This window comes from Propylenella binzhouense, from assembly GCF_009866965.1.
GTDB classification, from domain to species: domain Bacteria; phylum Pseudomonadota; class Alphaproteobacteria; order Rhizobiales; family Afifellaceae; genus Propylenella; species Propylenella binzhouense.
Genome location: NZ_SPKJ01000005.1, coordinates 41,377 through 68,035, shown reverse-complemented (window position 1 = coordinate 68,035; position 26,659 = coordinate 41,377). Strand labels below are relative to the sequence as shown.

Annotated in this window: 25 protein-coding genes; 14 read left to right on the top strand and 11 right to left on the bottom strand. The window is 69.7% G+C overall.

All coding sequences use genetic code 11. The features are described from left to right. Window positions 1–54 precede the first annotated feature (54 nt). The 8 genes from E4O86_RS03055 to E4O86_RS03020 all read right to left on the bottom strand — a co-directional run bounded on the left by E4O86_RS03055 (window position 55) and on the right by E4O86_RS03020 (window position 7,570). Complete coding sequence (locus E4O86_RS03055) at window positions 55–654, bottom strand: riboflavin synthase (protein ID WP_161139045.1); 600 nt, start codon at window positions 652–654, stop codon at window positions 55–57. After that, on the bottom strand, window positions 654–1,766 hold the full coding sequence (ribD, locus tag E4O86_RS03050) for a bifunctional diaminohydroxyphosphoribosylaminopyrimidine deaminase/5-amino-6-(5-phosphoribosylamino)uracil reductase RibD (RefSeq protein ID WP_161139044.1): 1,113 nt from the start codon (window positions 1,764–1,766) through the stop codon (window positions 654–656). The genes E4O86_RS03055 and ribD overlap by 1 nt, the downstream gene beginning before the upstream one ends. Then, window positions 1,759–2,247, bottom strand: coding sequence for a transcriptional regulator NrdR (nrdR, locus tag E4O86_RS03045; protein ID WP_161139043.1), 489 nt, complete (start codon window positions 2,245–2,247; stop codon window positions 1,759–1,761). The genes ribD and nrdR overlap by 8 nt, the downstream gene beginning before the upstream one ends. A 10-nt stretch (window positions 2,248–2,257) precedes the next feature. Further along, entirely contained in the window at window positions 2,258–3,562 is a 1,305-nt protein-coding gene (glyA, locus tag E4O86_RS03040; RefSeq protein ID WP_161139092.1) for a serine hydroxymethyltransferase, read from the bottom strand. A gap of 121 nt (window positions 3,563–3,683) precedes the next feature. After that, a complete protein-coding gene (locus E4O86_RS03035; protein ID WP_161139042.1) occupies window positions 3,684–4,961 on the bottom strand; it encodes a L,D-transpeptidase family protein in 1,278 nt (425 codons plus the stop codon). Window positions 4,962–5,265: 304 nt separating this feature from the next. Then, complete coding sequence (gene ldtR / locus E4O86_RS03030; RefSeq protein WP_246206160.1) at window positions 5,266–5,772, bottom strand: transcriptional regulator LdtR; 507 nt, start codon at window positions 5,770–5,772, stop codon at window positions 5,266–5,268. A 290-nt stretch (window positions 5,773–6,062) separates the two neighbouring features. Next, complete coding sequence (locus tag E4O86_RS03025; protein ID WP_161139040.1) at window positions 6,063–6,449, bottom strand: DUF6163 family protein; 387 nt, start codon at window positions 6,447–6,449, stop codon at window positions 6,063–6,065. Window positions 6,450–6,469: 20 nt separating this feature from the next. Continuing rightward, window positions 6,470–7,570, bottom strand: a complete 1,101-nt coding sequence (locus E4O86_RS03020) for an enoyl-CoA hydratase/isomerase family protein (protein WP_205520658.1) — start codon at window positions 7,568–7,570, stop codon at window positions 6,470–6,472. 166 nt (window positions 7,571–7,736) lie between these two features. Between E4O86_RS03020 and E4O86_RS03015 the strand changes: the two genes are divergently transcribed. The 8 genes from E4O86_RS03015 (at window position 7,737) to E4O86_RS02980 (ending at window position 16,748) form a co-directional block, all read left to right on the top strand. Continuing rightward, complete coding sequence (locus tag E4O86_RS03015; protein WP_161139039.1) at window positions 7,737–8,312, top strand: protein-tyrosine phosphatase family protein; 576 nt, start codon at window positions 7,737–7,739, stop codon at window positions 8,310–8,312. A gap of 2 nt (window positions 8,313–8,314) precedes the next feature. Further along, window positions 8,315–10,114 carry a hypothetical protein gene (locus E4O86_RS03010; protein WP_205520657.1) on the top strand — a complete coding sequence of 600 codons (1,800 nt, stop codon included), beginning with the start codon at window positions 8,315–8,317 and terminating at the stop codon, window positions 10,112–10,114. Window positions 10,115–10,172: 58 nt separating this feature from the next. Then, window positions 10,173–11,198 (top strand): porphobilinogen synthase, encoded by a 1,026-nt coding sequence (gene hemB, locus E4O86_RS03005; protein WP_161139038.1) that lies wholly within the window; start codon window positions 10,173–10,175, stop codon window positions 11,196–11,198. Window positions 11,199–11,316: 118 nt separating this feature from the next. Beyond that, on the top strand, window positions 11,317–11,772 hold the full coding sequence (locus E4O86_RS03000) for an RDD family protein (RefSeq protein WP_343039077.1): 456 nt from the start codon (window positions 11,317–11,319) through the stop codon (window positions 11,770–11,772). 54 nt (window positions 11,773–11,826) lie between these two features. Beyond that, window positions 11,827–13,626 (top strand): SLC13 family permease, encoded by a 1,800-nt coding sequence (locus E4O86_RS02995; RefSeq protein ID WP_161139036.1) that lies wholly within the window; start codon window positions 11,827–11,829, stop codon window positions 13,624–13,626. Between the two features lie 11 nt (window positions 13,627–13,637). Beyond that, window positions 13,638–14,384: an arginyltransferase gene (locus tag E4O86_RS02990; RefSeq protein ID WP_161139035.1), complete on the top strand. Its 747-nt coding sequence runs from the start codon at window positions 13,638–13,640 to the stop codon at window positions 14,382–14,384. A gap of 92 nt (window positions 14,385–14,476) precedes the next feature. Then, complete coding sequence (locus E4O86_RS02985; protein WP_205520656.1) at window positions 14,477–14,944, top strand: CBS domain-containing protein; 468 nt, start codon at window positions 14,477–14,479, stop codon at window positions 14,942–14,944. 16 nt (window positions 14,945–14,960) lie between these two features. Further along, on the top strand, window positions 14,961–16,748 hold the full coding sequence (locus E4O86_RS02980; protein WP_161139034.1) for an SLC13 family permease: 1,788 nt from the start codon (window positions 14,961–14,963) through the stop codon (window positions 16,746–16,748). A gap of 87 nt (window positions 16,749–16,835) precedes the next feature. On the opposite strand, the gene parC is transcribed toward E4O86_RS02980, so the two are convergent. After that, entirely contained in the window at window positions 16,836–19,106 is a 2,271-nt protein-coding gene (gene parC / locus E4O86_RS02975) for a DNA topoisomerase IV subunit A (protein ID WP_161139033.1), read from the bottom strand. A gap of 66 nt (window positions 19,107–19,172) precedes the next feature. Between parC and ruvX the strand changes: the two genes are divergently transcribed. Further along, entirely contained in the window at window positions 19,173–19,661 is a 489-nt protein-coding gene (ruvX, locus tag E4O86_RS02970) for a Holliday junction resolvase RuvX (protein WP_161139032.1), read from the top strand. Next, window positions 19,658–20,584 (top strand): AEC family transporter, encoded by a 927-nt coding sequence (locus E4O86_RS02965; RefSeq protein ID WP_161139031.1) that lies wholly within the window; start codon window positions 19,658–19,660, stop codon window positions 20,582–20,584. Before ruvX ends, E4O86_RS02965 begins: the two co-directional genes overlap by 4 nt. Here the strand turns inward: E4O86_RS02965 and E4O86_RS02960 are convergent, their stop codons facing one another. Further along, window positions 20,585–22,228: an acyl-CoA dehydrogenase family protein gene (locus E4O86_RS02960; protein WP_161139030.1), complete on the bottom strand. Its 1,644-nt coding sequence runs from the start codon at window positions 22,226–22,228 to the stop codon at window positions 20,585–20,587. It lies immediately after the preceding gene. 85 nt (window positions 22,229–22,313) lie between these two features. Between E4O86_RS02960 and E4O86_RS02955 the strand changes: the two genes are divergently transcribed. The 4 genes from E4O86_RS02955 to dprA are packed head-to-tail and all read left to right on the top strand — an operon-like array spanning window position 22,314 to window position 26,298. Continuing rightward, window positions 22,314–23,249: an aspartate carbamoyltransferase catalytic subunit gene (locus E4O86_RS02955; RefSeq protein WP_161139029.1), complete on the top strand. Its 936-nt coding sequence runs from the start codon at window positions 22,314–22,316 to the stop codon at window positions 23,247–23,249. Continuing rightward, window positions 23,242–24,570: a dihydroorotase gene (locus E4O86_RS02950; RefSeq protein ID WP_161139028.1), complete on the top strand. Its 1,329-nt coding sequence runs from the start codon at window positions 23,242–23,244 to the stop codon at window positions 24,568–24,570. The genes E4O86_RS02955 and E4O86_RS02950 overlap by 8 nt, the downstream gene beginning before the upstream one ends. Further along, window positions 24,563–25,168 (top strand): glycerol-3-phosphate 1-O-acyltransferase PlsY, encoded by a 606-nt coding sequence (gene plsY / locus E4O86_RS02945; RefSeq protein WP_161139027.1) that lies wholly within the window; start codon window positions 24,563–24,565, stop codon window positions 25,166–25,168. The genes E4O86_RS02950 and plsY overlap by 8 nt, the downstream gene beginning before the upstream one ends. Beyond that, window positions 25,165–26,298: a DNA-processing protein DprA gene (gene dprA, locus E4O86_RS02940; RefSeq protein WP_161139026.1), complete on the top strand. Its 1,134-nt coding sequence runs from the start codon at window positions 25,165–25,167 to the stop codon at window positions 26,296–26,298. Before plsY ends, dprA begins: the two co-directional genes overlap by 4 nt. A 15-nt stretch (window positions 26,299–26,313) precedes the next feature. Here the strand turns inward: dprA and E4O86_RS02935 are convergent, their stop codons facing one another. After that, a complete protein-coding gene (locus E4O86_RS02935) occupies window positions 26,314–26,628 on the bottom strand; it encodes a hypothetical protein (RefSeq protein WP_205520655.1) in 315 nt (104 codons plus the stop codon). Between the last annotated feature and the right edge of the window lie 31 nt (window positions 26,629–26,659).

The window sequence follows — 26,659 nt, the reverse complement described above, 5'->3', positions numbered from 1 at the left end:
TTCGGGAGGGGCCGCGACAATGGCGAGGGGGCTCGGCCTTGTCCAGAGGACGGACTACGCCTTCGCGACGAGCCGGTCGAGATAGCGCGCGAAGACGTCGACCTCGAGGTTGACCCTGTCGCCGGCATGACGGTCCCCCCAGGTGGTCGCCGCCAGCGTGTGCGGGATGATCATGACCGTGAAGGTGTTGTGGACCACGTCGTTGACCGTGAGCGAGGTGCCGTCGAGCGTGACCGAGCCCTTGCCCGCGACGAAGCGGGAGAGGCTCTCCGGCACTTCGAGGGAGAAGCGCACGGCGTCGCCCATCGGCTCGCGCTCGAGCACCCGCGCCACGCCGTCGACATGGCCGCTCACGATATGGCCGCCAAGTTCGTCGCCGGCCCGCAGCGCCCGTTCGAGATTGATGCGCGTGCCGGCGGCCCAGGTTCCGAGCGTCGTCCGCTGGAGCGTTTCGGTCGAGGCCTCGGCCTCGAACCAGCCGGTCGCGTCCCGCCCCTTCGCCACGACGGTCAGGCAGATGCCGGCGCAGGCGATCGAGGCGCCGATCGCGATCGTGTCGGGATCGTAGGAGGTCGCGACGCGGAGCCGGCAGCCGCCCTCGGTCGGGCGGAGGTCCGCCACGGTTCCGACATCGGTGACGATGCCCGTGAACATCAGCGTCTCCTCTCGTAGCGGGTCAGGCGGTCGGGTCCGAACATGCGGCGCTCCTTCCGCACGAAGGCGGGCGACGATTCCACGGCCGACAGCGGCAGGCCGGCGAGCGCCGGAACGGCTCCGTCCCCGAGCGCGACCGGGCTGCGGAAGAGAAGCACCTCGTCGACGAGATCGCCGAGAAGGAAGGATCGCGCCACCGCGGCGCCGCCCTCCACCATGAGGCGCCCGATGCCCGCCTCCGCCAGCCGCCGGAGGGCGTCGGAGAGGTCGACCCCGCCCTCCCCGCGGCGGACGTGAAGGGTGCGGAGCAGCCCCTCCTCGCTCGCCTCGCCGGTGGCCGAACCGTCCGGACCGGCAACGATCCGCCAGCTCGGGACGCGGGACTTCGCGGCGAAGACGGTCCAGTCCCGGCCGAGCCGGCCATCGGTATCGAGCACGATCCGCACCGGCGAACGGTGCTCGAGCCCGGGCAGCCGGCAGGTGAGCTCCGGATCGTCCGCCGTGACGGTTCCGCTCCCGACGAGGATGGCATCGACGCGGGCACGCAAGGCGTGGACGTGCCGCCGCGCGATCTCGCCCGTGACCGCGACCCGCGTCTCCCCCGCCCGGCCGATCGCGTCGTCGGCGGAGACCGCGAGCTTCAGCACGACATGGGGGCGGTTGCGCGTCGTCCGCGAGATGTGCCCGGCATGGGCCCGTTCGGCCGCCGCGCGCAGCACGTCCGCCGACACCGAGATGCCGGCATCGCGCATCCGCGCGAAGCCGCGGCCGGACACCCGCGGGTCCGGATCGCTCGCGCAGGCGACGACCCGGGCAATGCCGGCGGCGATCACCGCGTCGGCACAAGGCGGCGTCCGCCCGTGATGCGCGCAGGGCTCGAGCGAGACGTAGAGCGTGCCGCCGGCGGCGCGTTCGCCCGCCTCCCGGAGCGCGATCGTCTCGGCATGAGGACGGCCGCCGCTGGCGGTGCGCCCGCGGCCCACCACGCGCCCGTCCTTCACCACGATCGCGCCGACCGCGGGATTCGGCCAGGTCTCCCCGTTGGCACCGGCGCCGAGCCGGATCGCCGCCGCCAGGAACCGGCGGTCGGTCTCCGTGACGATGTCAGACATCCTCGTCGGCGGCCGCTATCCGCGGCGGCTCCTCGCTCGCCAGTTCGCCGAGGAAGGTCCGGAAGTCCTTCGCTTCGCGGAAGTCGCGGTAGACCGACGCGAAGCGAACATAGGCGACGTCGTCGAGGCCCTTCAGCGCCTCCATCACGAGGAGACCGATCTCCTCGGACGGTATGTCCTGCTCGCCCCGGCTCTCGAGCTGGCGGACGATGCCGGAGACCATCCGCTCGACGCGTTCCGGATCGACCGGCCGCTTCCGCAGCGCGACCTGCACCGAGCGCATCAGCTTGTCGCGATCGAACGGCACGCGCCGCCCGTTGCGCTTCAGGACCCAGAGCTCCCGAAGCTGCACGCGCTCGAAGGTGGTGAACCGGCCGCCGCAATCGACGCAGACGCGGCGGCGGCGGATCGCCGAGGAATCCTCGCTCGGCCGCGAATCCTTCACCTGCGTGTTGTCGGCGCCGCAATAGGGACAGCGCATGCGCGCTCCGTCAGGTCTCGTAGATCGGAAACCGGCCCGTCAGCGCCAGCACCCGCTCCTTCACCGACGCCTCGATGCCGGAATTGCCCGCCTCGCCCGACGATGCGAGCCCGTCGAGCACCTCGATGATGAGGCGGCCGATCTCCTGGAACTCGGCGACGCCGAACCCGCGCGTCGTCCCGGCCGGCGTGCCGAGCCGCACGCCGGAAGTCACCGTCGGCTTCTCCGGGTCGAACGGGACGCCGTTCTTGTTGCAGGTGATGTTGGCGCGTCCGAGCGCCGCCTCGGCCGCCTTGCCGGTCAGGTGCTTCGGACGGAGATCGACCAGCATGAGATGGTTGTCGGTCCCGCCGGAGACGATGTCGCAGCCGCCACGTTCAAGCGTTTCGGCAAGCGCCTTCGCATTTTCGACGATGTTCTTCGCGTAGAGCTTGAACTCGGGGCGGAGCGCCTCGCCGAACGCGACCGCCTTGGCGGCGATGACGTGCATGAGCGGCCCGCCCTGCAGGCCGGGAAACACCGCCGAGTTGATCTTCCGTGCAATCGCCTCGTCGTCGGTCAGCACGAGGCCGCCGCGCGGGCCGCGCAGGGTCTTGTGCGTGGTCGAGGTGACGACATGGGCGTGCGGGAACGGGCTCGGATGCTGGCCGCCCGCCACGAGCCCGGCGAAATGGGCCATGTCGACCATGAAATAGGCGCCGACCTCGTCCGCGATCGCGCGGAAGCGCTCGAAATCCCACACCCGGCTGTAGGCGGAGCCGCCCGCGATGATGATCTTCGGCCGGTGCTCGGCGGCGAGTTCCGCCACCTGGTCGATATCGACCCGGCCGTCCTGCTTGCGGACCCCGTATTGGACGGCCCTGAACCACTTGCCGGAGAGGTTCGGCGCAGCGCCGTGCGTCAGATGGCCGCCGGCATCGAGGCTCATGCCCAGGATGGTGTCGCCCGGCTCCGCGAGCGCGAGAAGCACCGCCTGGTTCGCCTGGCTGCCGGAATTCGGCTGCACGTTGGCGAAGCCGCAGCCGAACAGCCGGGTCACGCGGTCGATCGCCAGCCGCTCGGCGATGTCGACGAACTCGCAGCCGCCATAATAGCGCCGGCCCGGATAGCCCTCGGCATATTTGTTGGTGAGGACCGAGCCCTGCGCCTCGAGCACGGCCCGGGAGACGATGTTCTCGGACGCGATCAGCTCGATCTCGTGCTGCTGCCGACCGAGCTCGCCGGCGACCGCCTCCGCGATTTCCGGATCCGCCTCGGCAAGCCCGGCGGAAAAGAAGGCCTGCTCGCCCTCCTGGCTCCGGGCGCTCTCGATCATCGACATGGGCAATCACCTGGTCTCGGTCGGACAGCCGGCCGTCTGCGCTCGTCGGGCGCGTCGGCGGACGAGCGGGCCGATAACATAGCGGACCGCCCCCGCCAAGCGGAGGCGCCCCGCCCTACTGGGCGAGCGCCTCGAGCGGCGAGCCGATCAGGTCGCTGTTCTGGTTGAGCGCCACCGCGTTCGGCGCATCCAGATTGTAGATGTCCTCGCGGAAATGCACGATCCCGTCGCCGGTGGTCCAGGCCGTGAAATAGACGGTGAAGAGCAGCGGCGGGTTCTGCACCTTCACGTCGACCCGCTCTCCCGACCGCACCGCCTGGTCGACCGTGGCGAGGTTGTAGCCGTTGTCCCGCAGGATCCAGGCGACGAGCTCCCGCACGTTGTGGACGCGCACGCAGCCGGACGATTCGAAGCGATAATCGGAGCCGAACAGGTTCTTCGACGGCGTGTCGTGCAGGTAGACCTGGAACGGGTTGCTGAAATTGATCTTCATCGAGCCGAGCGAATTCTGGTCGCCCGGATCCTGCCTGAACATGTAGTGGGTGGCCTCGTCGGAGTGCCAGTTCACCTGCTCCGGCTGCAGCTCCTGCCCGGTCTGGGTGTAGATCCTGATCTTGTTGTTGGTCAGGTAGTCCGGCTCCTTCTGCATCTTCGGAATGAGATCCTTCCGGATGATGGAGGCCGGCACGGTCCAGAACGGATTGAAGTTGATCTCCGTGATGCGGCTCGAGAGAAGCGGCGTCTGCCGGTCCACCTTGCCGACCACGGCGGTGTGGCGGGACACGACCCGGCCGTTCTCCACGACCTCGATCTGCGCGCCCGGAATGTTCACCATCACGTAGCGCTCGGTCGGCACGCCCATCGCGCGGATGCGCTCGACATTGGCCTGGAGCTGGGAGAGCCGCGCCTCGGCCGGCACGTTCAGCGCATTGATGGTGCCGCTGCCGGCGACGCCGTCGGCCGGAATTCCGTGCCGCTCCTGAAAGCGGCGGACAGCGGCCTGAACGTAGGAATCGAAGGCCTCCGGATCGCCGGTGGTCTGCCTCAGGTCGCCGCTGGCGATGAGACGAATCCGCAGCGCCCGGACGTTCGGGTCACGCATGCCGAGCTTCAGGGCCTTGTCGGCAGGCACGCGGCTCCAGCCGCCGCGCGCCACGAGATCCTGATAGGCGTAGATCACCTGCTCCATGGCGGGGATCGTCTGCGGCGACAGGATCGGCGTGGTGGTCGAGACGGGCTGAGACATGCGGGACTGGCTGTCGAAGCCCTCGGCCCACTCCGAAGCCCTGATCTGGGTGGACCCAAAGCCGGCTCCCTGGGCGTGCGCGAGCGAGGCGCTCGCCAGGAGCCCGGCGGTCCCGAGTGCAAAGGTCCTGCGCGTGATCGTGGTCATCGGTGGAAGAGAGCCCCGCATCAGATCGTCGCCCCGAATCGGGACGGCCATAGCGTCCCGACCCTGCACGACCGGAATTTCCTCATTGTAAACGAAATGCGGACAGCACGACGAGCGAGCCGGGAAACCTTCGCCGCTCTCCGCCAGCAACCGCACCGCCGGCATGGCCGGCCCTGCCGTGCTGGCACCGCTTTGTGGCCAATCCGTGTCCCGGGACGGGACATCCGGACGGACGGACGCGGCGGGCCCGGCCGAAAAGGAAAGGGCGGGCTCGCGCCCGCCCCGCCTCCGCATGCGCGCCGGCTCAGAGCCGGTAGAGAATCTGGTCCGTCCAGAACCGCTCGAGGCGGTGCAGGCACTTGTTCATCTGCCTGAAGTCGTCGTTGGAAATGCCGCCAACCTTCTCGATCGACTGGATGTGGCGGTCATAGAGATCGCCCACCACGCGTGCGATCTCGAGCCCCTTCTCCGTCAGCGAGACCCGCACCGACCGGCGATCGACGCGCGAGCGCTGATGGTGGATGAAGCCGCCATCGACCAGCTTCTTCAGGTTGTAGGACACATTGGAACCCAGGTAGTAGCCGCGCGTGCGCAGTTCCCCTGCGGTCAGCTCGGCATCACCGATATTGAAGAGCAGCAGCGCCTGGACACTGTTCACGTCCGACCGGCCCATCCGGTCGAATTCGTCCTTGATGACGTCGAGCAGGCGACGGTGCAGGCGCTCGACCAGGGTCAAGGCGTCCAGGTAAAGGGATTTGGTGTCTTCCGCGGCTTCCATCAGCTCGTATCTAACCGCTGCCTGTTCGGCCATCAGCATCACTCTACCTCGTACTCGTTCGGATTCTCGCCGGACGCTTATCGAAGTCGCATACCAGTCTCGCCTAAAGGACAATTTAAGCGAGACCCTTAATCAATTCCTACAAAGCACCGACGCAACCGGCACGACAAGAGGCTGCAACGCCCCGCCGGACGCTCTCTGTCCCGAGGATCATAGCAACTCATGAGCGCGCAGGGATAGCAATTGATAAGCGAGTTGCGCGTTCGCACGAAGCCGGCTTCCTTCGGCATCGCCCGGAGGGCGCCGGGCGCGGGCCGGGCCGCTCACTCGGCCGCGGCGCGCCGCCAGTCGAGCAGCAGGAGGACGAGGAAGATTGCGTAGAGGGCGGCATGCATCGCCACCCGCAACGGTTCGGTTCCGAACAATTCCTTGAAGATCGTGTGCATCGCGATCTCGACCACCAGCGCGACGGTCCACATGACGGCGCCCCATCCCGCTCCGATCCAGAGCCCCACTCCGGCGAAGAGGTCGAGGAGCAGAAGCGTCACGCTGCCTGCGCGCGCCGCCCTGTCGAGGGTGACGAAGCTCGTTCCGTCGAGCGTGATGCCCAGGACGATGGCGGCGCGCGCGAGGCCCGCGGCGATGAGCAGGAGCGCCACGACGCGCACATAGACCCGCGTCAGGCCGAACCGCCGCTCGTCTTTCGCCAACGGGGATTGCGCTTCGGCCCTCACGATAATGTGAGCTCCCGGTCGAGCGGCGCGAAATAGCGGTCGATCGTGCCGGGATCCACCTGCGCCAGCGATGCCGGCCGCCAGGCCGGATTGCGGTCCTTGTCGACGATCTGGGCGCGCACCCCTTCATAGAAATCGTGCTCGCCGAGGAGGCGGGCGACGATCCGGTATTCCATGCGAAGGCAGTCCGCGTGCGAAAGCATGCGCCCCTCGCGCATCTGCCGCAGCGTGATCAGAAGGCTCGTGGGCGAGGCGCGCGACATCGCCTGCACCGCCTCCCCGGCCAGGCTCCAGCCCTCGAATCCGGCAAATTCGAGATGGGACAGGATCGAGGCGAGGTCATCATGGGCGAACGCGGTGTCGATGCGGTCGCGCTCCGCCGCGAGCGGCGCCGGCTCGGCCTCTCCCTCTGACGTGTCCGCGTGGCGCGCCAGGACCGCCTCCGCGGCCTCGCCGCCGGCAAGCGCATCCAGGATGGCGTCGAAGCGCGCCGGATCGGCTGCATGGGTCGACAATCCGCAATAGAGGCAGTCCGCCCGCCCGATCCGGGTGCCGGTCAGCGCGAGATAGGTTCCGATCTCGCCGGGAAGGCGCGGCAGGAAATGGCTCGACCCGATATCGGGCACGAGGCCGATCGCGACCTCCGGCATGGCGAACCGGATGTTCGGCCCGGCGACGCGGTAGCGGCCGTTGATCGATATCCCCGCTCCGCCTCCCATCGCGATGCCGTCGACGAGGGCGAGATAGGGCTTCGGATAGGTGCGGATCCGGTGGTTGAGGCGGTACTCGGCTTCGAAAAGGGAAAGCGGCAAGGGCCCCTCCCCGCGCTTCGCCGCAAGTCCCTCGTTGTAGAGCATGCGGATGTCCCCGCCCGAGCAGAACGCCTTCGGCGAGGAAGAGCGGACCGCCACGTGCAGCACTCGCTCGTCCCGCTCCCACGCCCCGAGCGTCTGCGAGAAGGCGTCGAACATCGTCCGGGTGAGCGCGTTGAGGGCCTCCGGACGATCCAAGGTGACGAGTCCCAGCCGGCCGACGCGGTCGAATCGGATACCGGGCGTCGTCATCCGGTCGCGGCCGATCCGTCCGTCTGCCGACATTTACGCATACCCGTTCTCCTCGCGCCGCGGACGAGCCTCGCCAGGTCGGTCGCCGCGGGAGACTAGCCGCTGTCTCCGCGGCATCGCAACGTGTCTTTGCCGGCGCGCGGCGGCGCAACGATTCCGGCCGGCAGGCATTCTCCCGGCCAGAGCAGCCGGTACATCGATGATCCCGACGACCGATCCTTCCGCAGCGCGCGAGCCCCCGGAACGCCACGCCCCGACCGGAAGCGCTGCGCCGGCCGCCTGCAATCTGAGCTGGATCACGCAATCCCTTGCGATCGGCGGAAGCTTCGCTCCCGGTCTCGTGCCCCATCTCGGCCGGTCCCTCGGCATTGACGCGGTCGTCGACCTGCGTTCGGAGGCCTGCGACGACGCCGCCCTGCTCGGCGCGCACGGCATCGCGTTCCTTCACCTGCCGACCTGCGACCTGCGCGCCGTGTCGCAGCCGATGCTCGACCTCGGCGTCGCATTCGCGTCGGAGCGGCTCGGGGCCGGCGGACGGGTTCTCCTCCATTGCGAACACGGGATCGGCCGGTCCGCCCTCCTCGCGCTCTGCGTTCTGGTCGAGCGTGGCATGTCGCCGCTCGGCGCGCTCAGGCTCGCCAAGGAACGGCGCCCCGTCCTCTCGCCGAGCCCCGAGCAGTACGAGGCATGGGCGGCGTGGACGCGGCGCCACGGAATGGCGGCTCCCGACTTCGACGCGTTCCGCGCGGTCGCGTACCGGCACCTCGCGGCCTGAGCATGCTCGTCTATGGCGACCACGTCCGGACGGCCGAAACGCGAAGCGCGATCGCCGGGCTTGATGGCGCGATCCGGGCAATTCCAGCGACGCCTCCGGGTATCCGCCGGCACGCGGCGATCGCGTCGGCCTTCCTGGATGCGAGCGCGCTCGCCCAGGGGATCGGCGATGCGGAATTCGCGATGCGCGGCTGCGACGGCGACTCGCCGGCCCAGCACGCCGCGATGGAGCTCCTGCTGGCGCTCGCGCGGGCGCTCGGCCGGTCCTGGGAGACCACGTTCCGCAGCCCGGTCCCGCTGCCGTTCGATGCGCTCCGCACGCTCGCCGCGCTTCCCCTTCCCGAGGCGATCGCCGGACGGCTCGCCGAAGGCTACGCGTTCTACGCCCTCTATCCCGAGGCCTACTGGCTCGCCGCGCGGCCGCTGCGGCGGGTGCCGCTCCGGGTGATCGGGATCCGCAGCATCGGCACCGGGCTCGCGGCGGCGGTCTCGGCGGCCGCAGGCGCGGGCCGGCCGGCCACGGTGCGGCCGATCGGCCATCCCTACCGGCGCGCGCTCGCCCTCGACCCGGCCTTTTCCAGGATGCTCACGGCCGACGGCGCCGCGTCCTTCGCGATCGTGGACGAAGGGCCGGGGCTGTCGGGGAGCTCGTTCGGAGCCGTCGCCGACATGCTGGAGACCGCCGGCGTGCCCGCCGAGCGGCTCCGCTTCTTTCCAAGCCATCCCGGCGAGCCGGGCCCGGAGGCCGAGCCCCGCCAGCGGGACCGCTGGCGCCGGTCGGCCCGGCACTTCCTGGCGCCGGAGGACCTGCTTCTGAGAAGCGGTCCGGAGCGCTCGCTTCCGGCATGGTTCCGCGACGTCCTGGGCGACCCGGCCGGACCGATCGAGGACATTTCGGGCGGTGCGTGGCGCCGGCTGCATTTCGGCCGCGCGTCCGACTGGCCGGCGGCGAACGTCACGCAGGAGCGGCGCAAGTTCCTCCTGCGGACGGAACGCGGCCGGTTCCTGCTGAAATTCGTGGGGCTCGGGCGCGAGGGCGAGCGGAAGGCCGGCCGGGCGCGTGCGCTTGCGGAGGCCGGCCTCGGCCCGGGCTTCGCGGGGTTCCGGCACGGCTTTCTCGCCGAGCACTGGATGGAGGGCTGGCGACCCCTCGCGCAGCTTGCCGTCGATCGCCGGCGCCTTGTGGAGGCCGTCGGCGGCTATATCGGGTTCCGGATCCGGGCCTTCCCGGCGGAGGACTGGCGCGGCGCAACCCTTCAGGCGCTGCTCGAGATGGCCCGGCACAATGTCGGCGAAGCGCTCGGCGCCGGCGCGGCGGCATCGCTTGCCGGCGCGATCCCGCGGCGCGTCCGGCTCCGCCGCATCGAGACCGACAACCGGATGCACGCGCAGGAATGGCTCGTCGGGCCGGACGGCGGAATCCTCAAGGCCGACGGAAGCGACCACCATGCGGCGCACGACCTCGTCGGGTGCCAGGACCCGGCTTGGGACGTCGCGGGCGCGGTTTTCGAGCTCGCTTTTTCAGCGCGCGAGGAGGCGGACCTCCTGGCGATCGTGGCCCGGCGCTCCGGCCACGAGATCGACCCGCCGCTGCTCGACTTCCTGAAGCCCTGCTACCTCGCTTTCCAGCTCGGGGCCGCGACCATGGCGCGCGACGTTCTCGCCGCCGGCTGCCCCGAGGAGGCGGCCCGCCTCGAGCAGGCGCGCGCACGCTACGAGCGCCTCCTCGCCGGCCTGCTTTCCGCAGGCGCCGCGGGCGGGCCCGTGAAGGCCGGGCAAGCCGCCGCGGGCCCGAGCCTTTGACGGCCCCCGCCGGACTGCTAAGATCGGGGCATCCCCGACACCTTTCCCGGACGGAACCATGACGGCGCTCTTCAACGCGGCTGATATCGACATCGATCGAATCACGGGCCGCCGCCGGATGCGGCGAAACAGGAAGGCGGACTGGGCCCGCCGCCTCGTCCGCGAGACGACGCTCGGGGTCGACGATCTGATCTGGCCGATCTTCATCATCGACGGCGACCGCCGCACCGAGCCGGTCGCGTCCATGCCGGGCGTGGAACGCCATTCGGTCGATCTCGCGGTCGCGCAGGCGGAACGCGCCGCGAAGCTCGGGATACCGGCGATCGCCCTCTTTCCGTTCACCGATCCGGCGAAGCGCGACCCCATGGGCTCGGAGGCGCTCAACGGCGACAATCTCGTCTGCCGGGCCTGCCGGGCGATCAAGTCGGCCGTGCCGGAAGTCGGGCTCGTCACCGACGTGGCGCTCGATCCCTATACGAGTCACGGCCATGACGGGCTGCTCGACGGCAGCGAGATCGTGAACGACGCCACGGTCGCCCAGCTTGTCCGCCAGGCGCTCGTCCAGGCCGATGCCGGCGCCGACGTGATCGCGCCCTCCGACATGATGGACGGCCGCGTCGGCGCGATCCGCGAAGGGCTCGACGCGGCCGGGTTCCGCCGCGTCCAGATCATGGCCTATTCCGCGAAATACGCCTCCGCGTTCTACGGTCCGTTCCGCGACGCGATCGGGACCAGCGCCACGCTGGTCGGCGATAAGCGCACCTACCAGATGGATCCGGCGAACACCGACGAGGCGCTGCACGAGGCGGAGATGGACCTCGCGGAAGGCGCCGACATGATCATGGTTAAGCCGGGCATGCCCTATCTCGACGTGCTCTGGCGGCTCAAGCAGGAGTTCAAGGTCCCGACCTATGCCTATCAGGTGTCAGGCGAATACGCGATGATCATGGCCGCCGTGCGAAACGGCTGGCTGGACGGGGACCGCGCGATGATGGAGAGCCTTTCGGCATTCAAGCGTGCCGGCGCCGACGGCATCCTGACCTATTTCGCACCGGCGGTCGCCGAGCGCCTCGCCGCCGCCTGACGCGGGCGCCACGAGATCGCCGCAGACATGCGTCATTGACCGAATCGCAACGGTCAACCATCTCTTGGCGATGAACACCGCGACTCATTCCGTAGCGACGGCCCCGGGTCCGGCCCGGGTGGCCTTCGACCCGGTTCTCGACCCCGCCCTCTATGACGGCGTGAGGACCCGGCGGCTCCTGGCGTTCATGATCGACGCGGCCTTCGTGCTCGTGCTGATGGTGCTTGCGACGATCATGGTGGCGGTCCTCGGGATCCTGACGCTCGGCCTCGGCTGGCTGCTCTTCCCGCTGATCTGGCCGTTCGTCGCCATCGTCTACACGATGTTCACGCTCGGCGGCCCGGCTTCGGCGACACCGGGCATGCGCTTCGCAGGGCTCGAGATGCGCACCTGGCTGGGCGAGCGGATCGACCCGCTGCTCGCGCTGTTCCATTCGATCCTGTTCTGGCTCAGCGTGACGCTAGCGACGCCGCTCGTCCTTTTGGTTTCGCTCGCCACGCCGCGCAAGCGCCTGCTCCACGACTTCCTCGCCGGAACGATCGTGATCCGTTCCGATCGCTTCGGCCGTCGCTGACCGGCGCGTTGTAGCGGAGGAGAGCCGCCGCTACTCTCCGCCGCGGAGGCGGGCTTGGCGGCGATCGAGATCCAGATGTGGCTGACATTCGCGGTCGCCGCCTTGGCGATCGCGGCGTTCTCGTTCGACCGCCTCCCGATCGAGGTCTCGGGGCTCGCCATCGTGGTCGCGCTCCTGCTCATCTTCGTCGTCGGGCCGGAGGCCTGCGGGCTCGGGTCCCCCCTGTCGCTGACGGACATTCTGGCCGGCTTCGCGAACCCGGCGCTCGCCGCGGTCCTCGCCCTCGTCGTCGTCGGGCAGGCGGTGTTCCAGACCGGTGCGCTCGACAGGGCGACGCGCAGCCTCGCCCGCTCGCCACGATTGACGGGCCCCTCGACCGTCCTGCTCCTGCTCGTTGCCGCCGGCGCGCTCTCCGCCTTCCTCAACAACACGCCCGTCGTCGTCATGCTGGTTCCGGTCGTCCTCACGCTTGCGCGCGAGCGCCGGATCGCGGCCCCCAAGCTGCTGATGCCGATGAACGTCGCCACGATCGTCGGCGGCTCCACGACGCTCATCGGCTCGTCCACCAACCTGCTGGTGGCGGAGGTCGCGAACCGTTCGGCCGGCCTCGAGCTCAGCCTCTTCTCGATCACCGTGCCGGGCCTCGTCATCGCCGCCGCGGCCTCCGGCTATATCGCCTTCGTCATGCCGCGCGTGCTCTCCGACCGGGAGACGAACGACGACGCCCGCATCAGCGGCAAGCAGTTCCTGGCGGAGATCACGATCCCGGAAGGTCACCCGCTGATCGGCAAGCGCGCGGTCGCGGGCCTCTTTCCGGGCCTCCAGCACGTCGTCGTGCGGCTCATTGAACGCGGCGACGGGCTCCACCTGCCCCCGTTCGAGGACATCGCCCTCGAGGCCGGCGACCGGGTCGTCTTTGCCGGCATCAGGCGCGAGCTTGCGGAGCTCGGGATCGTGCAGCCGGGCCTGCGCGAGGAGAAGGCCGCGGAAGCCGGCCGCGGGCTCTCGGTCGCCGAGTGCCTCGTCCCGCCGGGCTCGCGGTGGATCAACCGGGCGCCGGAGACTGCGGCGTTCGACGGGATTTCCGGGCTTCACGTGGCGGCGATCGAACGGCGCGGGCGCATGGGCCGGATGGCCTTCTCCGACATCCGGCTCGAGGCCGGCGACGTGCTGCTCGTCGCCGGCCGGGAATCGGCCTTCGACCGGATCAGGGGCAGCCGGGACCTCATCGTTCTCGAGCGGTCGATCAGTCCCCTGCCCGCCCGCGCCGAAGCGAAGACGGCGCTCACGATCTTCGCGCTCATGGTCGCCGCGGCGGCCACCGGCCTCGTGCCGATCGCGGTGGCGGCGCTCGTCGCCGCGCTCGCCATGATCGCGACCGGCTGCCTCAACGTCCGCCAGGCGCGCCGCGCCTTCGACGGACGCATCTTCATGCTGGTGGGAGCCTCGATCGCGCTCGCCGCCGCCATGGAGAGGACCGGCGGCGCCGAATTCCTGGCGAGGAACCTGGTCGGCCTCATGCGCGAGGAGAGCGCGGCTCTGACGCTCTCGGCCCTCTTCGCGCTGATCGCGCTCATGACGAACGTCCTCTCCAACAATGCGACGGCGGTGCTCTTCACGCCGATCGCGATCTCGGCGGCGGCCGCGCTTCACGCACCGGCCGAGCCGTTCGTCGTCGCCGTCATCTTCGCGGCCAACGCCTCCTTCGCCACGCCGATCGGCTACCAAACGAACCTGCTGGTGATGGGCCCTGGCGGCTACCGATTCAGTGACTACGTGATGGCGGGCGGCCCCCTGGTCGTCCTGGTGTGGGCCGTGTTCTCGCTACTGGCGCCCTGGTATTATGGCCTCTAGAATCGACGTCGATGACCAAGCCGCTCGCCGATACCCACCAGTTCTTCCTGACGGCACCGAGCCCGTGTCCGTATCTGGCAGGCCGCAAGGAGCGGAAGGTCTTCACCCACCTCGTGGGGCCGCAGGCGTCGCACCTGAACGAGATCCTGACCCAGGGCGGCTTCCGGCGCAGCCAGGCGATCGCCTACCGGCCGGCCTGCGAGCTGTGCGGCGCGTGCGTGTCGGTCCGGGTCTGCGTCGACGGGTTCAGGAACTCGGCATCCTTTCGCCGGGTGACGAAGCGCAACCGGGACCTCGTCGGCCGCATGAAGGAGCCGGAGGCGACGAGCGACCAGTACAGCCTGTTCCGGCGCTATCTCGACCGCAGGCACCCTGATGGCGGAATGGTCAACATGACCGTCCTCGACTATGCGCTGATGGTCGAGGACAGCCATGTCGAGACGGCCCTCATCGAATACCGGTTTCGCGGCCCGGACAGCAGCTTCAGCGACCGTACCGACGGCGAGCTCGTCGCCTGCGCCCTGACAGACGTGCTCGGGGACGGCCTGTCGATGGTCTATTCCTTCTTCAATCCCGATTTCGACGATCGCTCGCTCGGCACCATGATGATCCTCGATCATGTCGAGCGCGCGCGGAAGATGGGGAAGCCCTATGTCTATCTGGGCTACTGGGTCGAGGGCTCCGACAAGATGGGCTACAAGGCCCGCTTCCGCCCGCAGGAGCGGCTGACGCCGCAAGGCTGGAAGCGCTTCGAATAGGTGCGGTCGCTTCCGGGCCGCTCTCCGCACGGCCCGCTGGAACGCCGCTCCCACCGCCCGCGTTGACCGGAATTCCGGGCGATGGAGCTTCGATGAGGGTGGAAGACGTGATGAGCCGAGGGCTCGACCCGGTCTCCCCGACCGCGACCGTACAGGCCGCCGCGCTGCAGATGGCGGAGGACGATGTCGGCGCAGTGCTGGTCGGCAGCGGAGAGCGCCTCGAAGGAATCCTGACGGATCGCGACATCATTCTGCGCCTGGTGGTCGAGGGCCGCAGCCCGGCCGAGGTCTCGGTGCGGGAGGTGATGTCCTCGACGCTCTTCACCTGCCGGCCGGAGGACCCGCTCGAATTGGTGTTCGACCAGATGCTGGAACGCCAGGTGCGGCGGATCCCGGTCCTCGGGCCCGACGACAAGCCGGTCGGGATCGTGACATTGCGCGATCTGGTGCGGCTCGCCCCGGATTCCCCGCGCAGCGCGGAGATGCTCCGCGCCTATGCCGGCGCACGGCGGGCGGAACCGGCTGCCGAAGCCCCGGACCGACCGGCGGACGAGGACTAGCGGCCCCGGTCGCAGCATGACGCTCCCTCAGATCTTCGCCTTCGCCATCGTGCTCGGCATGATGGCGCTCTTCGCATGGGGACGGATCCGCTACGATCTCGTCGCTCTGCTTGCGCTCCTCGCCGGTCTTCTCACCGGCATCGTTCCGGCCGAGAAGGCCTTCACCGGCTTCGGCGACGACATCGTGATCATCGTCGCCTCCGCCTTGCTCGTGAGCGCCGCCGTCGCGCGCTCGGGCGTCATCGAGGATCTCCTTCGAAAGGTCAGCCCCTATCTCACGTCGACGCGCATGATGGTGGTCGTGCTCGCCGGGACCGTGACGGCCCTTTCCGGCTTCGTGAAGAACATCGGCGCCCTGGCGATGCTGATGCCGGTGGCGTTCCAGCTCGCCCGGCGGCGGGACACCTCGCCCTCCTACCTGCTGATGCCGATGGCGTTCGGCTCGCTTCTCGGCGGGCTCGTCACGCTCGTCGGGACGTCGCCCAACATCATCGTCGCGCGGATGCGCGGCGACATTCTCGGCGAGCCGTTCCACATGTTCGACTTCGCGCCGGTCGGCATCGGGCTCTCGGTCGCGGGCCTCGTCTTCCTCGCCTTCGGCTACCGCCTGCTGCCGGCCAACCGGAAGGGCGCAGCCTCGCTCGATTCGGCGATCAACCTCGAAGGCTACATCACCGAGGTGCGCGTTCCCGAGGATTCTCCCATCGTCGGGCAGACGGTCGGCGATCTCGAGACGCTGGCGGACAAGGAAGTGGAAGTCTCGACGATCATCCGCGAGCGCTTCCGGCGCTATGCGCCGAGCGCCAACTGGACGCTCCATGCCGGCGACCTGCTGCTGCTGCAGGGCGAGCCGGACGCGCTGGAGCGCGCCGTGGCGCAGGCCAAGCTCAGGCTCGCCGCGGCCGACGAGGAGCCCGACCTCCTCGACAGCGACGCCGACAATATCGGGGTGGTCGAAGCGGTCGTCACCGGCGATTCGGAGCTGGTCGACCGCTCGCCGGCGGGGACCGCCCTCACCGCGCGGTACCAGGTCCGCCTTCTCGCCGTCAGCCGCAGCGGCGAGCGGATCACGAGCCGGCTGCGGACGGTGCGCTTCCGCCCCGGCGACGTGATCGTGCTGCAGGGCGACCTCGGGACGCTGCCCGACGTTCTCGCCGAGCTCCGCTGCCTGCCGCTCGCGGAACGCGAGATCAGGCTCGGCAAGACGCGGAAGGGCTACGTGCCGATCAGCATCCTGGCGGTCGCCATGCTGCTCGTGGCTTTCGGGCTGGTGCCGGTCGCGAGCGCCTTCTTCGGTGCCTCCGTGATCATCCTCCTGGTGCGCGCGCTTTCGCTCAAGGAAGCCTACGAGGTCATAGACTGGCCGATCCTCGTGCTGATCGGCGCGCTCATCCCGGTGAGCGATGCGATGCGTACCACCGGCGCGACGGATCTCATCGCCGGCTGGCTCTCGATCGCGGCGGGCGCGCTGCCGCCGCACGGAGCGCTCGCCCTCATTCTCGTCACGGCGATGGCCGTGACGCCGTTCCTCAACAACGCGGCCACGGTGCTCGTCATGGCGCCGATCGGCGCACAGCTCGCCCATCAGCTCGGCTACCGGCCGGACGCCTTCCTGATGGCCGTCGCGATCGGCGCGGGCTGCGATTTCCTCACCCCGATCGGGCACCAGTGCAACACGCTGGTGATGGGCGCCGGCGGCTACCGCTTCGGCGACTACTGGAAGCTCGGCCTGCCGCTCTCGATCATGGTGGTGATCATCGGCGTGCCGCTGATCGCGTTCTTCTGGCCGCTCGCGCCGCGGTGAGGCCCGACCCGTTCGCCCGCCTGGAAGTGCCCGCTTCGCCGGGCCGGAAAGATCCGTCCCGCGGCAGCCGGCGCGCCTGCCGCCCCGTCACAGCCCCGGCGTGCCGAACCGGTTGGACTTCGGGAAGCCCTGCGGCGCGATGCGTCCGGCCTGCGCGCGATCTCCGGTCCAGTCCAGCAGCTCGGCGAGCGAGCGCGTATGGACCCGGCCCGCGCTGTCGACCCAGGAAAGCCCCTGGGCGCCGGCGAAGGTGCGGACATCCGCGATCTCGCCGTCCTTGAAGCGCTGCAGCCGCACGCCCTTGCCGCGCGTCATCTCCATCACCTGCGAGCGGGGGAAGACGAGCATCTTCCGGTTCGTGCCGATCGTGGCGACATGGTCACCCTCCGCCGCGACGCAGAGCTTCGCCTCGTCCGGAGCGGTGACGTTGAGCACCTGCTTGCCCTTTCGGGTGTTCGCAACGACCTCCTTCTCCGGCACGAGGAAACCGTAGCCCGCGGCGGAGACGACGAGGAGCTGGCGCTCCGGATCGTGGACGAAGGCGGTGACCACGTCCTGGTCCTTCTCCATGTCGACCATCAGCCGGACCGGCTCGCCCTGGCTGCGGCCGCCCGGAAACTTCGATGGATCGAGCGTGAAGAACCGCCCGCCGGTCGTGAACAGCAGGATCTTGTCGGTCGTCTGCGCATGGAAGGCGCGCTTCAGGTGGTCGCCTTCCTTGAAGGTGAGGCCGGCAAGGTCCTGGATGTGGCCCTTGAGGGCGCGGATCCAGCCCCGCTCGGAGAGGACGATGGTGATCGGCTCCCGCTCGATCATCGCCTGCTGGATGTCGTCCAGATCGATCGCCGGCGCGTCGGCAAAGCCGGTCCGCCGCCTGCCGAGCGGCGTTTCCGGGCCGAACGCCTTCCGGACCTCGGAAATCTCGTAGCCGACGCACTTCCACTGGCGCTCGTCTGATCCGACGAGATCGCGGAGATCCGCCTGCTCCTCGACGAGCCGGTCGTGCTCGGTGCGGATCTCGATCTCCTCGAGCTTCCGGAGCGCGCGAAGCCTCATGTTGAGGATCGCCTCCACCTGCACGTCGGTGAGCCCGAACTTCGCGATCATGAACGCCTTCGGATCGTCCTCCTCCCGGATGATCCGTATCACCTCGTCGAGGTTGAGATAGGCGACGAGATAGCCGCCGAGCACCTCGAGCCGGTGCGCGATCTTGCCCAGCCGGAAATGCGAGCGCCGGACGAGCACGACCTTCCGGTGGGCGAGCCATTCCCGCAGCACCTGGCCGAGCGGCATGACCTTCGGCACCTGGCCATGCGAGAGCACGTTGACGTTCATCGAGAACCGCGCCTCGAGATCCGTCAGCCTGAAGAGCGATTCCATCATCAGGCCGGGGTCGACCGCCCGGCTCTTCGGCTCGATGACGATCCGCACATCCTGCGCACTCTCGTCGCGGATGTTGCCGACGAGCGGCAGCTTGCGCGCCTCGATGAGGTTCGCGATCTGCTCGATCAGGCGGCTCTTCGGGACCTGGTAGGGAATCTCCGTGACGACCACCTCGTAGGCGCCCCGGCTCCCCTCCTCCTTCGTCCAGCGGGCGCGGATCCGGAACGAGCCGCGGCCGGTCCGGTAGGCCTCCGCGATCTCCGAGCGCGCGGAGACGATGATGCCGCCGGTCGGGAAATCCGGGCCCGGCACCAGCTCGCAGAGCGTCGCGTCGCTCGCGTTCGGATGCTTGATGAGGTGGAGCGCGGCCGTGCAAAGCTCCGCCACGTTGTGCGGCGGGATGTTGGTCGCCATGCCGACGGCGATCCCGGCCGAGCCGTTGGCGAGGAGATTGGGAAACGCCCCCGGCAGGACGACCGGCTCCCTGCCCTCGCCGTCATAGGTGGCGCGGAAATCGACCGCGTCCTCGTCGATGCCCTCGAGGAGAAGGTCGGCGACGACGGTCATGCGCGCCTCGGTGTAGCGCATGGCCGCAGCATTATCGCCGTCGATGTTGCCGAAATTGCCCTGCCCGTCGACGAGCGGATAGCGGACGGCAAAATCCTGCGCCAGGCGGACGAGCGCGTCGTAGATCGCCTGGTCGCCGTGCGGGTGGAAGTTGCCCATCACCTCGCCGACCACCTTGGCGCATTTCTTGTAGCCGCCGTCGGGATTGAGCCGCATTTCGCGCATCGCGTAGACGATGCGGCGATGGACCGGCTTCAGCCCGTCGCGGACGTCCGGCAGCGCGCGGTTCATGATGGTGGAGAGCGCGTAGGCGAGATACCGCTCCTCGAGCGCCTCGCGCAGATTGACCGGGAGGATCGTCCCGTCCGGCCCCGGGCCGTCGCCCGGCAGATTCGGCTTCTGTCCCATGGTTCACCGGTTTACGCGCCGCGCTCCGGCGCGACAACCGCAAGCCGCTCGTGCTAGAGGCCGGCGATGCCGCCCTCCCCCGGACCCGCCATCGCGATCGAGCGCCTTCCCGCCATGCTGGCGCCGGGAAGGCGCCTCCTCGGTCTCGATCTCGGGACGAAGACGATCGGGCTCGCCCTCTCCGACCTCGGCCTCCGGATCGCCACGGCCTTCCACACCATACGCCGCACCAAGTTCACCAAGGATGCCGAGGAACTGCTCGCGATCTGCGCCAAAGAGAATGTCGGCGCCCTCGTCATCGGGCTGCCGATCAACATGAACGGCACGGAAGGACCGCGCGCGCAGGCGACCCGCGCCTTCGTCCGCAGCCTCGCGGAGAAGACCGATCTTCCGATGGTGCTCTGGGACGAGCGGCTTTCGACGGCGGCCGCGGAACGCGCCATGATCGAGGCGGACCTCTCGCGCCGGAAGCGGGCGGAGCGGATCGACGCCGCGGCCGCAAGCTTCATCCTGCAGGGCGCGCTCGACCGGCTGGCGCGCCTGCGCCAGACATGATCGCCGCGCTCCAGGCGCTGCTGCCGATCCTCATCGTCACCGCGGTCGGCTGGGTGCTCGCGCGGAGCGAAATCGTGACTCCGGCGGGCTGGATCGGCTTCGAGGCGGTGACCTACCATGTCTTCTTCCCGAGCATCGTCGTGCTCAACCTCGCCGAGGCCGATTTCGGCGCGCTGCCCTTCGCGACGCTCGGAGCCTCGCTCGCCGCCTCGGTGCTGACCATGACCGCGCTCTGCTTCGGCCTGAAGCGCTGGTTCTCCGGGCCGCTGAGGCTCGACGGGCCGCGGTTCACGTCCGTGCTCCAGGGCGCGACGCGCTGGAACACCTTCATCGCGCTCGCGATGGCCGCGAGCCTCTACGGGCCCGAGGGCGTGGCGCTCACGGCCGTCGCCATCGTGGCGATGATCCCGCTCCTCAACTTCATCAACGTGTCCGCGCTCTCCGCCTATGCGTCCGGCGCGCCCCTCTCGGCCCGCCGCTTCGCGCGCGACCTCGCCCTCAACCCCTACATCTGGTCCTCCGCTCTGGGGGTCGCGATCAACCTGGTCGGGCTGGAACTGCCGGTGGCGGTCTCGGCGGCGCTCCGGATGATGGGCGAGGCCGCGCTCGCGGCCGGCATCCTCGCCGTCGGCGCGGGCCTCGACCTCTCCTCGCTCCGGCGGCCGGGTCCGGCCCTCACAATGTCGTCCGTCCTCAGACTTGCGGGCATGCCGCTTCTCGCCGCGCTCTATTGCCGGCTCTTCGACGTCGGCGGGACCGCCCTCGGCGTTGCGATCGTCGCGACCGCGGTGCCGACCGCCAGCGGGGCCTATCTCCTCGCCCGCCGCATGGGCGGCGACGCCAGGCTGATGGCGGAGATCATCACGCTCCAGACCGTGCTGTGCGCCGTCACCCTGCCGATGGCGATGGCGGTCCTCGCCTGATCAGCCTACGTCGGGCGCCACGTAGTCGATGAGCGCACGGCTGTCGAAGCGGCCGTCGATCATGCCGTAGGTCGCGCGCCAGGGCCTGCCGAGCCGGGTCTCGATGAAGGCGTCCGCGAAGGCCGGCGGAAAGTCGCGCCTCAGGGCTGCGGCCGCGGCCGTGAGCGCAAGCTGCTCGGTCAGGATCCGTGCGGAGCCCTCGTCCTCGGTCGCGACCCGGGCGGCAGCCGAAAGCACGCCGAGAGCGGCCTTCGAGCCCGTACCGAGCTCGTCGCCGAGCGTCTCGAGGACCGCCTCGAGCGTCTGGTCGTCCCTGCGGATCGCCCGCAGCACGTCGAGCGCCATCACATTGCCCGAGCCTTCCCAGATCGCGTTGACCGGCGCCTCGCGATAGAGCCGCGGAAGCGCGCTCTCCTCGACGTAGCCATTGCCGCCGAGGCACTCCATCGCCTCGTACAGGAAGGCCGGCGCGGCCTTGCAGACGAAATACTTGACCGCCGGCGTCATCAGCCGCGCATAGGCGGCCTCGGCCGGACTGTCCGGGGCCATGTCGAAGGCTTCGCAGAGGCGCATCGAGAGCGCGAGCGCGGCGGCGAGATCGAGCGCCATGTCGGAAAGCACGCGAAGCATGAGCGGCTGATCGACGAGCGCGCGGCCGGACACGGCACGGTAGCGGGCGTGATGGGCGGCCTCGGCGAAGCCGGCGCGCATCATCCCCGCCGAGGCGGTGGCGCAGTCGACGCGGGTCAGCGTCACCATGTCGAGTATAATCGGGATGCCCCGTCCCTCCTCGCCGATCCGCCAGGCGCGCGCGCCCGGCAATTCGACCTCCGCCGACCCGTTCGAGCGGTTGCCGAGCTTGTCCTTGAGCCGCTCGAGGCGGATCGCGTTGACGGTCCCGTCCGGCAGGATGCGGGGCATCAGGAAGCAGGTGAGGCCGCCGCGCGCCTGCGCGAGAACCAGGAAGGCGTCGGACATGGGCGCCGACATGAACCATTTGTGGCCGGTGAGCACATAGAGGCCGTCGCTCGCACGCTCCGCCCGCGTCGTGTTGGCCCGCAGGTCCGTCCCGCCCTGCTTCTCCGTCATGGCCATGCCGATCGTGACGCCCCGCTTCTCCTCCGGAGCGCGGAAGGCGCGGTCGTAGGTGCGCGAGAGAATGCGGGGCGCCCACACCGGAAAGAGCTCCGGCGCGTGACGCAGCGCGGCGAGAGACGCATTCGTCATCGTCATCGGGCAGATGTGGCCGCATTCGGCCTGCGCGGTCATGTAGAGGCGGGCGGCCCTGGCGCGATGGCGCAACCCCGCTTCGGTATCGCCGGTCTCCCAGGCCGAGGCATGGAGGCCGCTCGCGATCGAGCGCCTCATCAGGGCATGATAGGCCGGGTGGAACAGGACCTGGTCGGCCCGGTTGCCCTTCGCGTCGTAGCGCTGCAGCTCCGGGACATGGCTGTTGGCGAGCCGCGCGAACTCGCGCATCTCGAGGGATCCCCACACCGCGCCAATCTCGAACAGGTCGTGCCGCACGGCGTCCGGGAAGCCAGCCGTCGCGCTGTTGATGAGCGGGTCGGCATCGAACAGATTGATGCCGCCATAGACGGGCGACTGGTTGAACACGCGGTGAGTCGCGGCTGTCTCGACCATCGAATCCCTTCCCCTGTGGGAAGAGCGTAGCACGTGGCCGATGCTGTTGCTGCAAGGCCGCCTTGAGCCTATAGGCGACGCTTTGATGACGTCCGGTTTCGCGCACAAGCACCTCCTCGGCATCGAGGGGCTCTCCCAGCAGGAGATCACTCACCTGCTCGACCTCGCCGAATCGGCGATCGACGTCAGCAGGCAGATCGAGAAGAAGAAGGCGACGCTCCGCGGCCGGACGCAGATCAACCTCTTCTTCGAGGCCTCGACCCGCACCCAGTCCTCGTTCGAGCTCGCCGGCAAGCGGCTCGGGGCGGACGTGATGAACATGGCGGTCGCGGCCTCCTCGGTGTCGAAGGGCGAGACGCTGATCGACACCGCCATGACGCTCAACGCGATGCGGCCGGATCTCCTCGTGGTGCGCCATCATGCGGCGGGGGCCGTGGCGCTGCTCGCCCAGAAGGTCGAATGCTCCGTGATCAATGCCGGCGACGGGGCGCACGAGCATCCGACCCAGGCGCTCCTCGACGCGCTCACGATCCGCCGCCACAAGGGCCGGCTCCAGGGTCTCACCGTCGCCATCTGCGGCGACGTCCTCCATTCGCGCGTCGCACGCTCGAACATCCTGCTCCTCGGGGCGATGGGCGCCAAGATCCGCGTCGTCGCGCCGTCCACTTTGCTGCCGCGCGCGGTCGAACGGCTCGGCGTGACGGCCTTCACGACCATGAAGGAGGGGCTCGCGGACGCCGACGTGGTGATGATGCTGCGGCTCCAGCGCGAGCGCATGCATGCGGCCTATGTGCCAAGCGTGCGGGAATATTTCCGCTTCTTCGGCCTCGACCAGGAGAAGCTGTCCCGCGCCAGGCCGGACGCCATTGTCATGCATCCGGGCCCGATGAACCGGGGCGTCGAGATCGACCCGATGATCGCCGACGGCGTCCAGAGCGTCATCCGCGAGCAGGTCGAAATGGGTGTCGCCGTCCGCATGGCGGTCCTCGAAGCGCTCAGCCGAAACCTGCCGAATGCCTGACACGCTCCCGCCGCCCCTCGTCGTCGAAGCCGCCCGGATCGTCGACCCCTCGCGCGGCCTCGACGCCGTGGGCAGCGTCGTCGCCCTCGGAGGCCGCATCGCTGCCGCCGGTCCTGAGGCGCTCAACCAGGGGATCCCGGAGGGCGCGATCCGGATCGACGGAGCCGGCCGGACGGTCGTTCCGGGCCTCGTCGACATGCGCGTGTTCGTCGGCGAGCCCGGCGGCGAACATCGCGAGACGCTGGCGACGGCAAGCCGCGCCGCCGCTGCCGGCGGCGTCACGACCTTGATCACCATGCCGGATACCGATCCGGTCATCGACGACCCGGCGCTGGTGGATTTCCTGCTGCGCCGCGCCCGCGACACGGCGCATGTGCACGTCCATCCGATGGCGGCGCTCACACAGGGGCTGAAAGGCGAGGAGCTCTCCGAATTCGGGCTTCTCAAGGAGGCCGGCGCCGTCGCCTTCACCGAAGGGCGGCGATCGCTGAGAAGCGCGCAGGTGATGCGGAACGCCCTCACCTATGCGCGCGACTTCGACGCCCTTGTGGTGCATCATACCGAGGACTCGGATCTCGCCGCCGCGGGTGTCATGAACGAGGGGGAGACAGCGACACGTCTCGGCTTGCCCGGAATCCCGCGCGAGGCGGAGACGATCGTGCTCGACCGCGACCTCAAGCTCGCCCGGCTCACGGGTGCGCGCTACCACGCCGCCCAGCTCTCCTGCGCCCAGTCGCTCTGGTCCGTCCGGCGCGCCAAGGAGGCGGGCCTCGCCGTCACGGCCGGCGCCGCGATCGCGCATCTCGCGCTCAACGAGAACGACATCGGCGCCTACCGCACCTTCTTCAAGATGTCGCCGCCGCTTCGCAGCGAGGACGATCGCCGCGCCATGGTCGAGGCGCTCGCGGACGGCACGCTCGACGTGGTCTGCTCGGCGCATGACCCGCAGGACGTGGAAGGCAAGCGCCGCCCCTTCGCCGAAGCCGCACCCGGCGCGGTCGGGCTGGAGACGCTCCTCGCGGTGGGCCTTCGCCTCGTTCACGACGGCGATGTCGGCCTGGCGCGCCTCGTCGACGCGATGAGCACGCGCCCGGCCAGGCTTCTGGGGCTCGACGCCGGAACGCTCGCGCCCGGGGCGCCCGCGGATCTCGCGATCATCGACCTCGACCGACCCTGGGTCGTCGCCGAGGAGGCGCTCAACTCGAAGGCGCGGAACACGGCGTTCGAAGGCGCGCGCCTGACCGGCCAGGTGATCCGCACCGTTCTCGGCGGCCGCCTGGTATTCGACCTCGACGAACGACGCGGAGGCGCCGGTGCCTGAGGCGGACGGCGCGGCCTGGGCCGTCCTCGCCGGCGCGCTCGCGCTCGGCTATCTGCTCGGCTCGATCCCCTTCGGCCTGCTCCTCACGCGCATGGCGGGCCTCGGCGACGTCCGCGCGATCGGATCGGGGAATATCGGCGCCACCAACGTGCTGCGCACCGGCCGCAAGGGGCTCGCAGCGCTCACGCTCCTCGGCGACGCCCTGAAGGGTACGGCGGCCGTGCTCGCCGCCGGCGCGTGGAGCCAGGACGCCGCGATGGCGGCCGGCCTCGGGGCGTTCCTGGGCCATTGCTTCCCGGTCTGGCTGCGGTTCAAGGGCGGCAAGGGCGTGGCGACCTATCTCGGCATCCTGCTCGGGCTGCACTGGCCGACCCTCCTCGCGACCGGCCTGATCTGGATCGCGACCGCCGCCGCGACGCGCTATTCCTCGCTTTCCGCACTGGTGGCGACCGCGCTCGCCCCGGTCATCCTCCACTTCGCGGGGCAGGACCGCCTCGCGCTGTTCTTCGTCCTTCTCGCCGCCCTCCTGTGGATGCGGCATCGGGCCAATATCGTCCGGCTCGCAACCGGCCGGGAAGGCCGGATCGGCTCGAAATGAACGCCGGGGCGGCCGCCGGCGTCCGTCTCACGGACGCGCAGCGGGTCGCCTGGCTCCGGCTGATCCGGAGCGAGAATGTCGGGCCGGCCACCTTCCGCTCCCTCATCAACCATTTCGGATCGGCGCAGGCGGCGCTCGGGGGCCTGCCGGAGCTTTCGCGGCGCGGCGGCAGGACGGGCCTCAAGGTAGCGTCCGCCGCGGAGGCGGAGGAGGAGATCGCCGCCGCCGAGCGGCTCGGAGCGCGGTTTGTGGGGATGGGAGAGCCCGACTACCCGCCCTGGCTCCGGCACGCCGACGCGCCGCCGCCTCTCCTCGCGCTGCGGGGTGACGCGGCCGTGCTCGTGCGGCCCTCGGTGGCGCTGGTCGGCGCGCGGAACGCATCTGTCGCGGGCCGGAAGATGGCCGCGATCCTCGCCCGCGATCTCGGACGCGCAGGCTTCGTGATCGTTTCCGGATTTGCGCGGGGGATCGACGCCGCGGCCCATGAGGCGGCGCTTTCCGCGGGAACGGTGGCCGTCTTCGCCGGCGGCGTGGACGTCCTCTATCCGCGCGAGCACGAGCGCCTGCTCGAGAGCGTGCTTGCCGCGAACGGGGCGGTGGTGAGCGAGATGCCGATCGGATGGGAGCCGCGCGCACGCGACTTCCCGCGCCGGAACCGCGTGATCGCCGGCATGACGCTCGGCACGATCGTCGTGGAGGCGGCCGAGCGGTCGGGTTCGCTCATCACCGCCCGGCTGGCGCTCGAGCAGAACCGGGAAGTGATGGCGGTGCCGGGCTCGCCGCTCGACCCGCGCGCTGCCGGCGCGAACCGGCTGATCAAGCAGGGCGCCCGGCTGGTCACGGAGGCCGCCGACGCCATCGACGCCGTCTCGCCGATGCTCGGCCGCGACATTTCGATCCCGCCGCAGATCGCGGCGCTGAGGGCGCCGGCCACCGGCGACGATTCGCAGGAGCCCGCGGAGGACGAGCGCGCGCGTGTCGTGGAAGCGCTCGGTCCGACCCCGGTCGCGGTGGACGACATCGTCCGCTTCACGGGCGTCTCGGCCAGGACCGTCAGCGTCATCCTGCTCGAACTCGATCTCGCCGGACGCATCGAGCGGCATCCGGGCAATCGCGTATCGCTGCGCTGACGGCCGGAACGAAGGTCAACCCGGCCCGGGCCGATCGGGCGGCTCGTTCGCGATCCTGCGCGCTTCCACCGCGGCCATATCGATGAGATAGGCGAGGAACGCCAGCTTGTGCGCATCCGCGAGGTCGCGCAGGCGGCCGGCGGCCGCCGCGATATGTTCCGCCGCACCCCGCGCCGTCCCGATGCTTTCGTCCGGACGTGTCTGCGCCGGCATGCCGCCCCCTTCCATACTCTGAGCCAGCTTATCGTCGCGCCCGGCGAAATCAACTACCAGAGCGATAGTAAGACAGCAATGCTCCTGATAGTTGCATACGGCCGGATCGGCCCGCACTTGACCCGGCTCGTCCGGCAATCCAATTGAC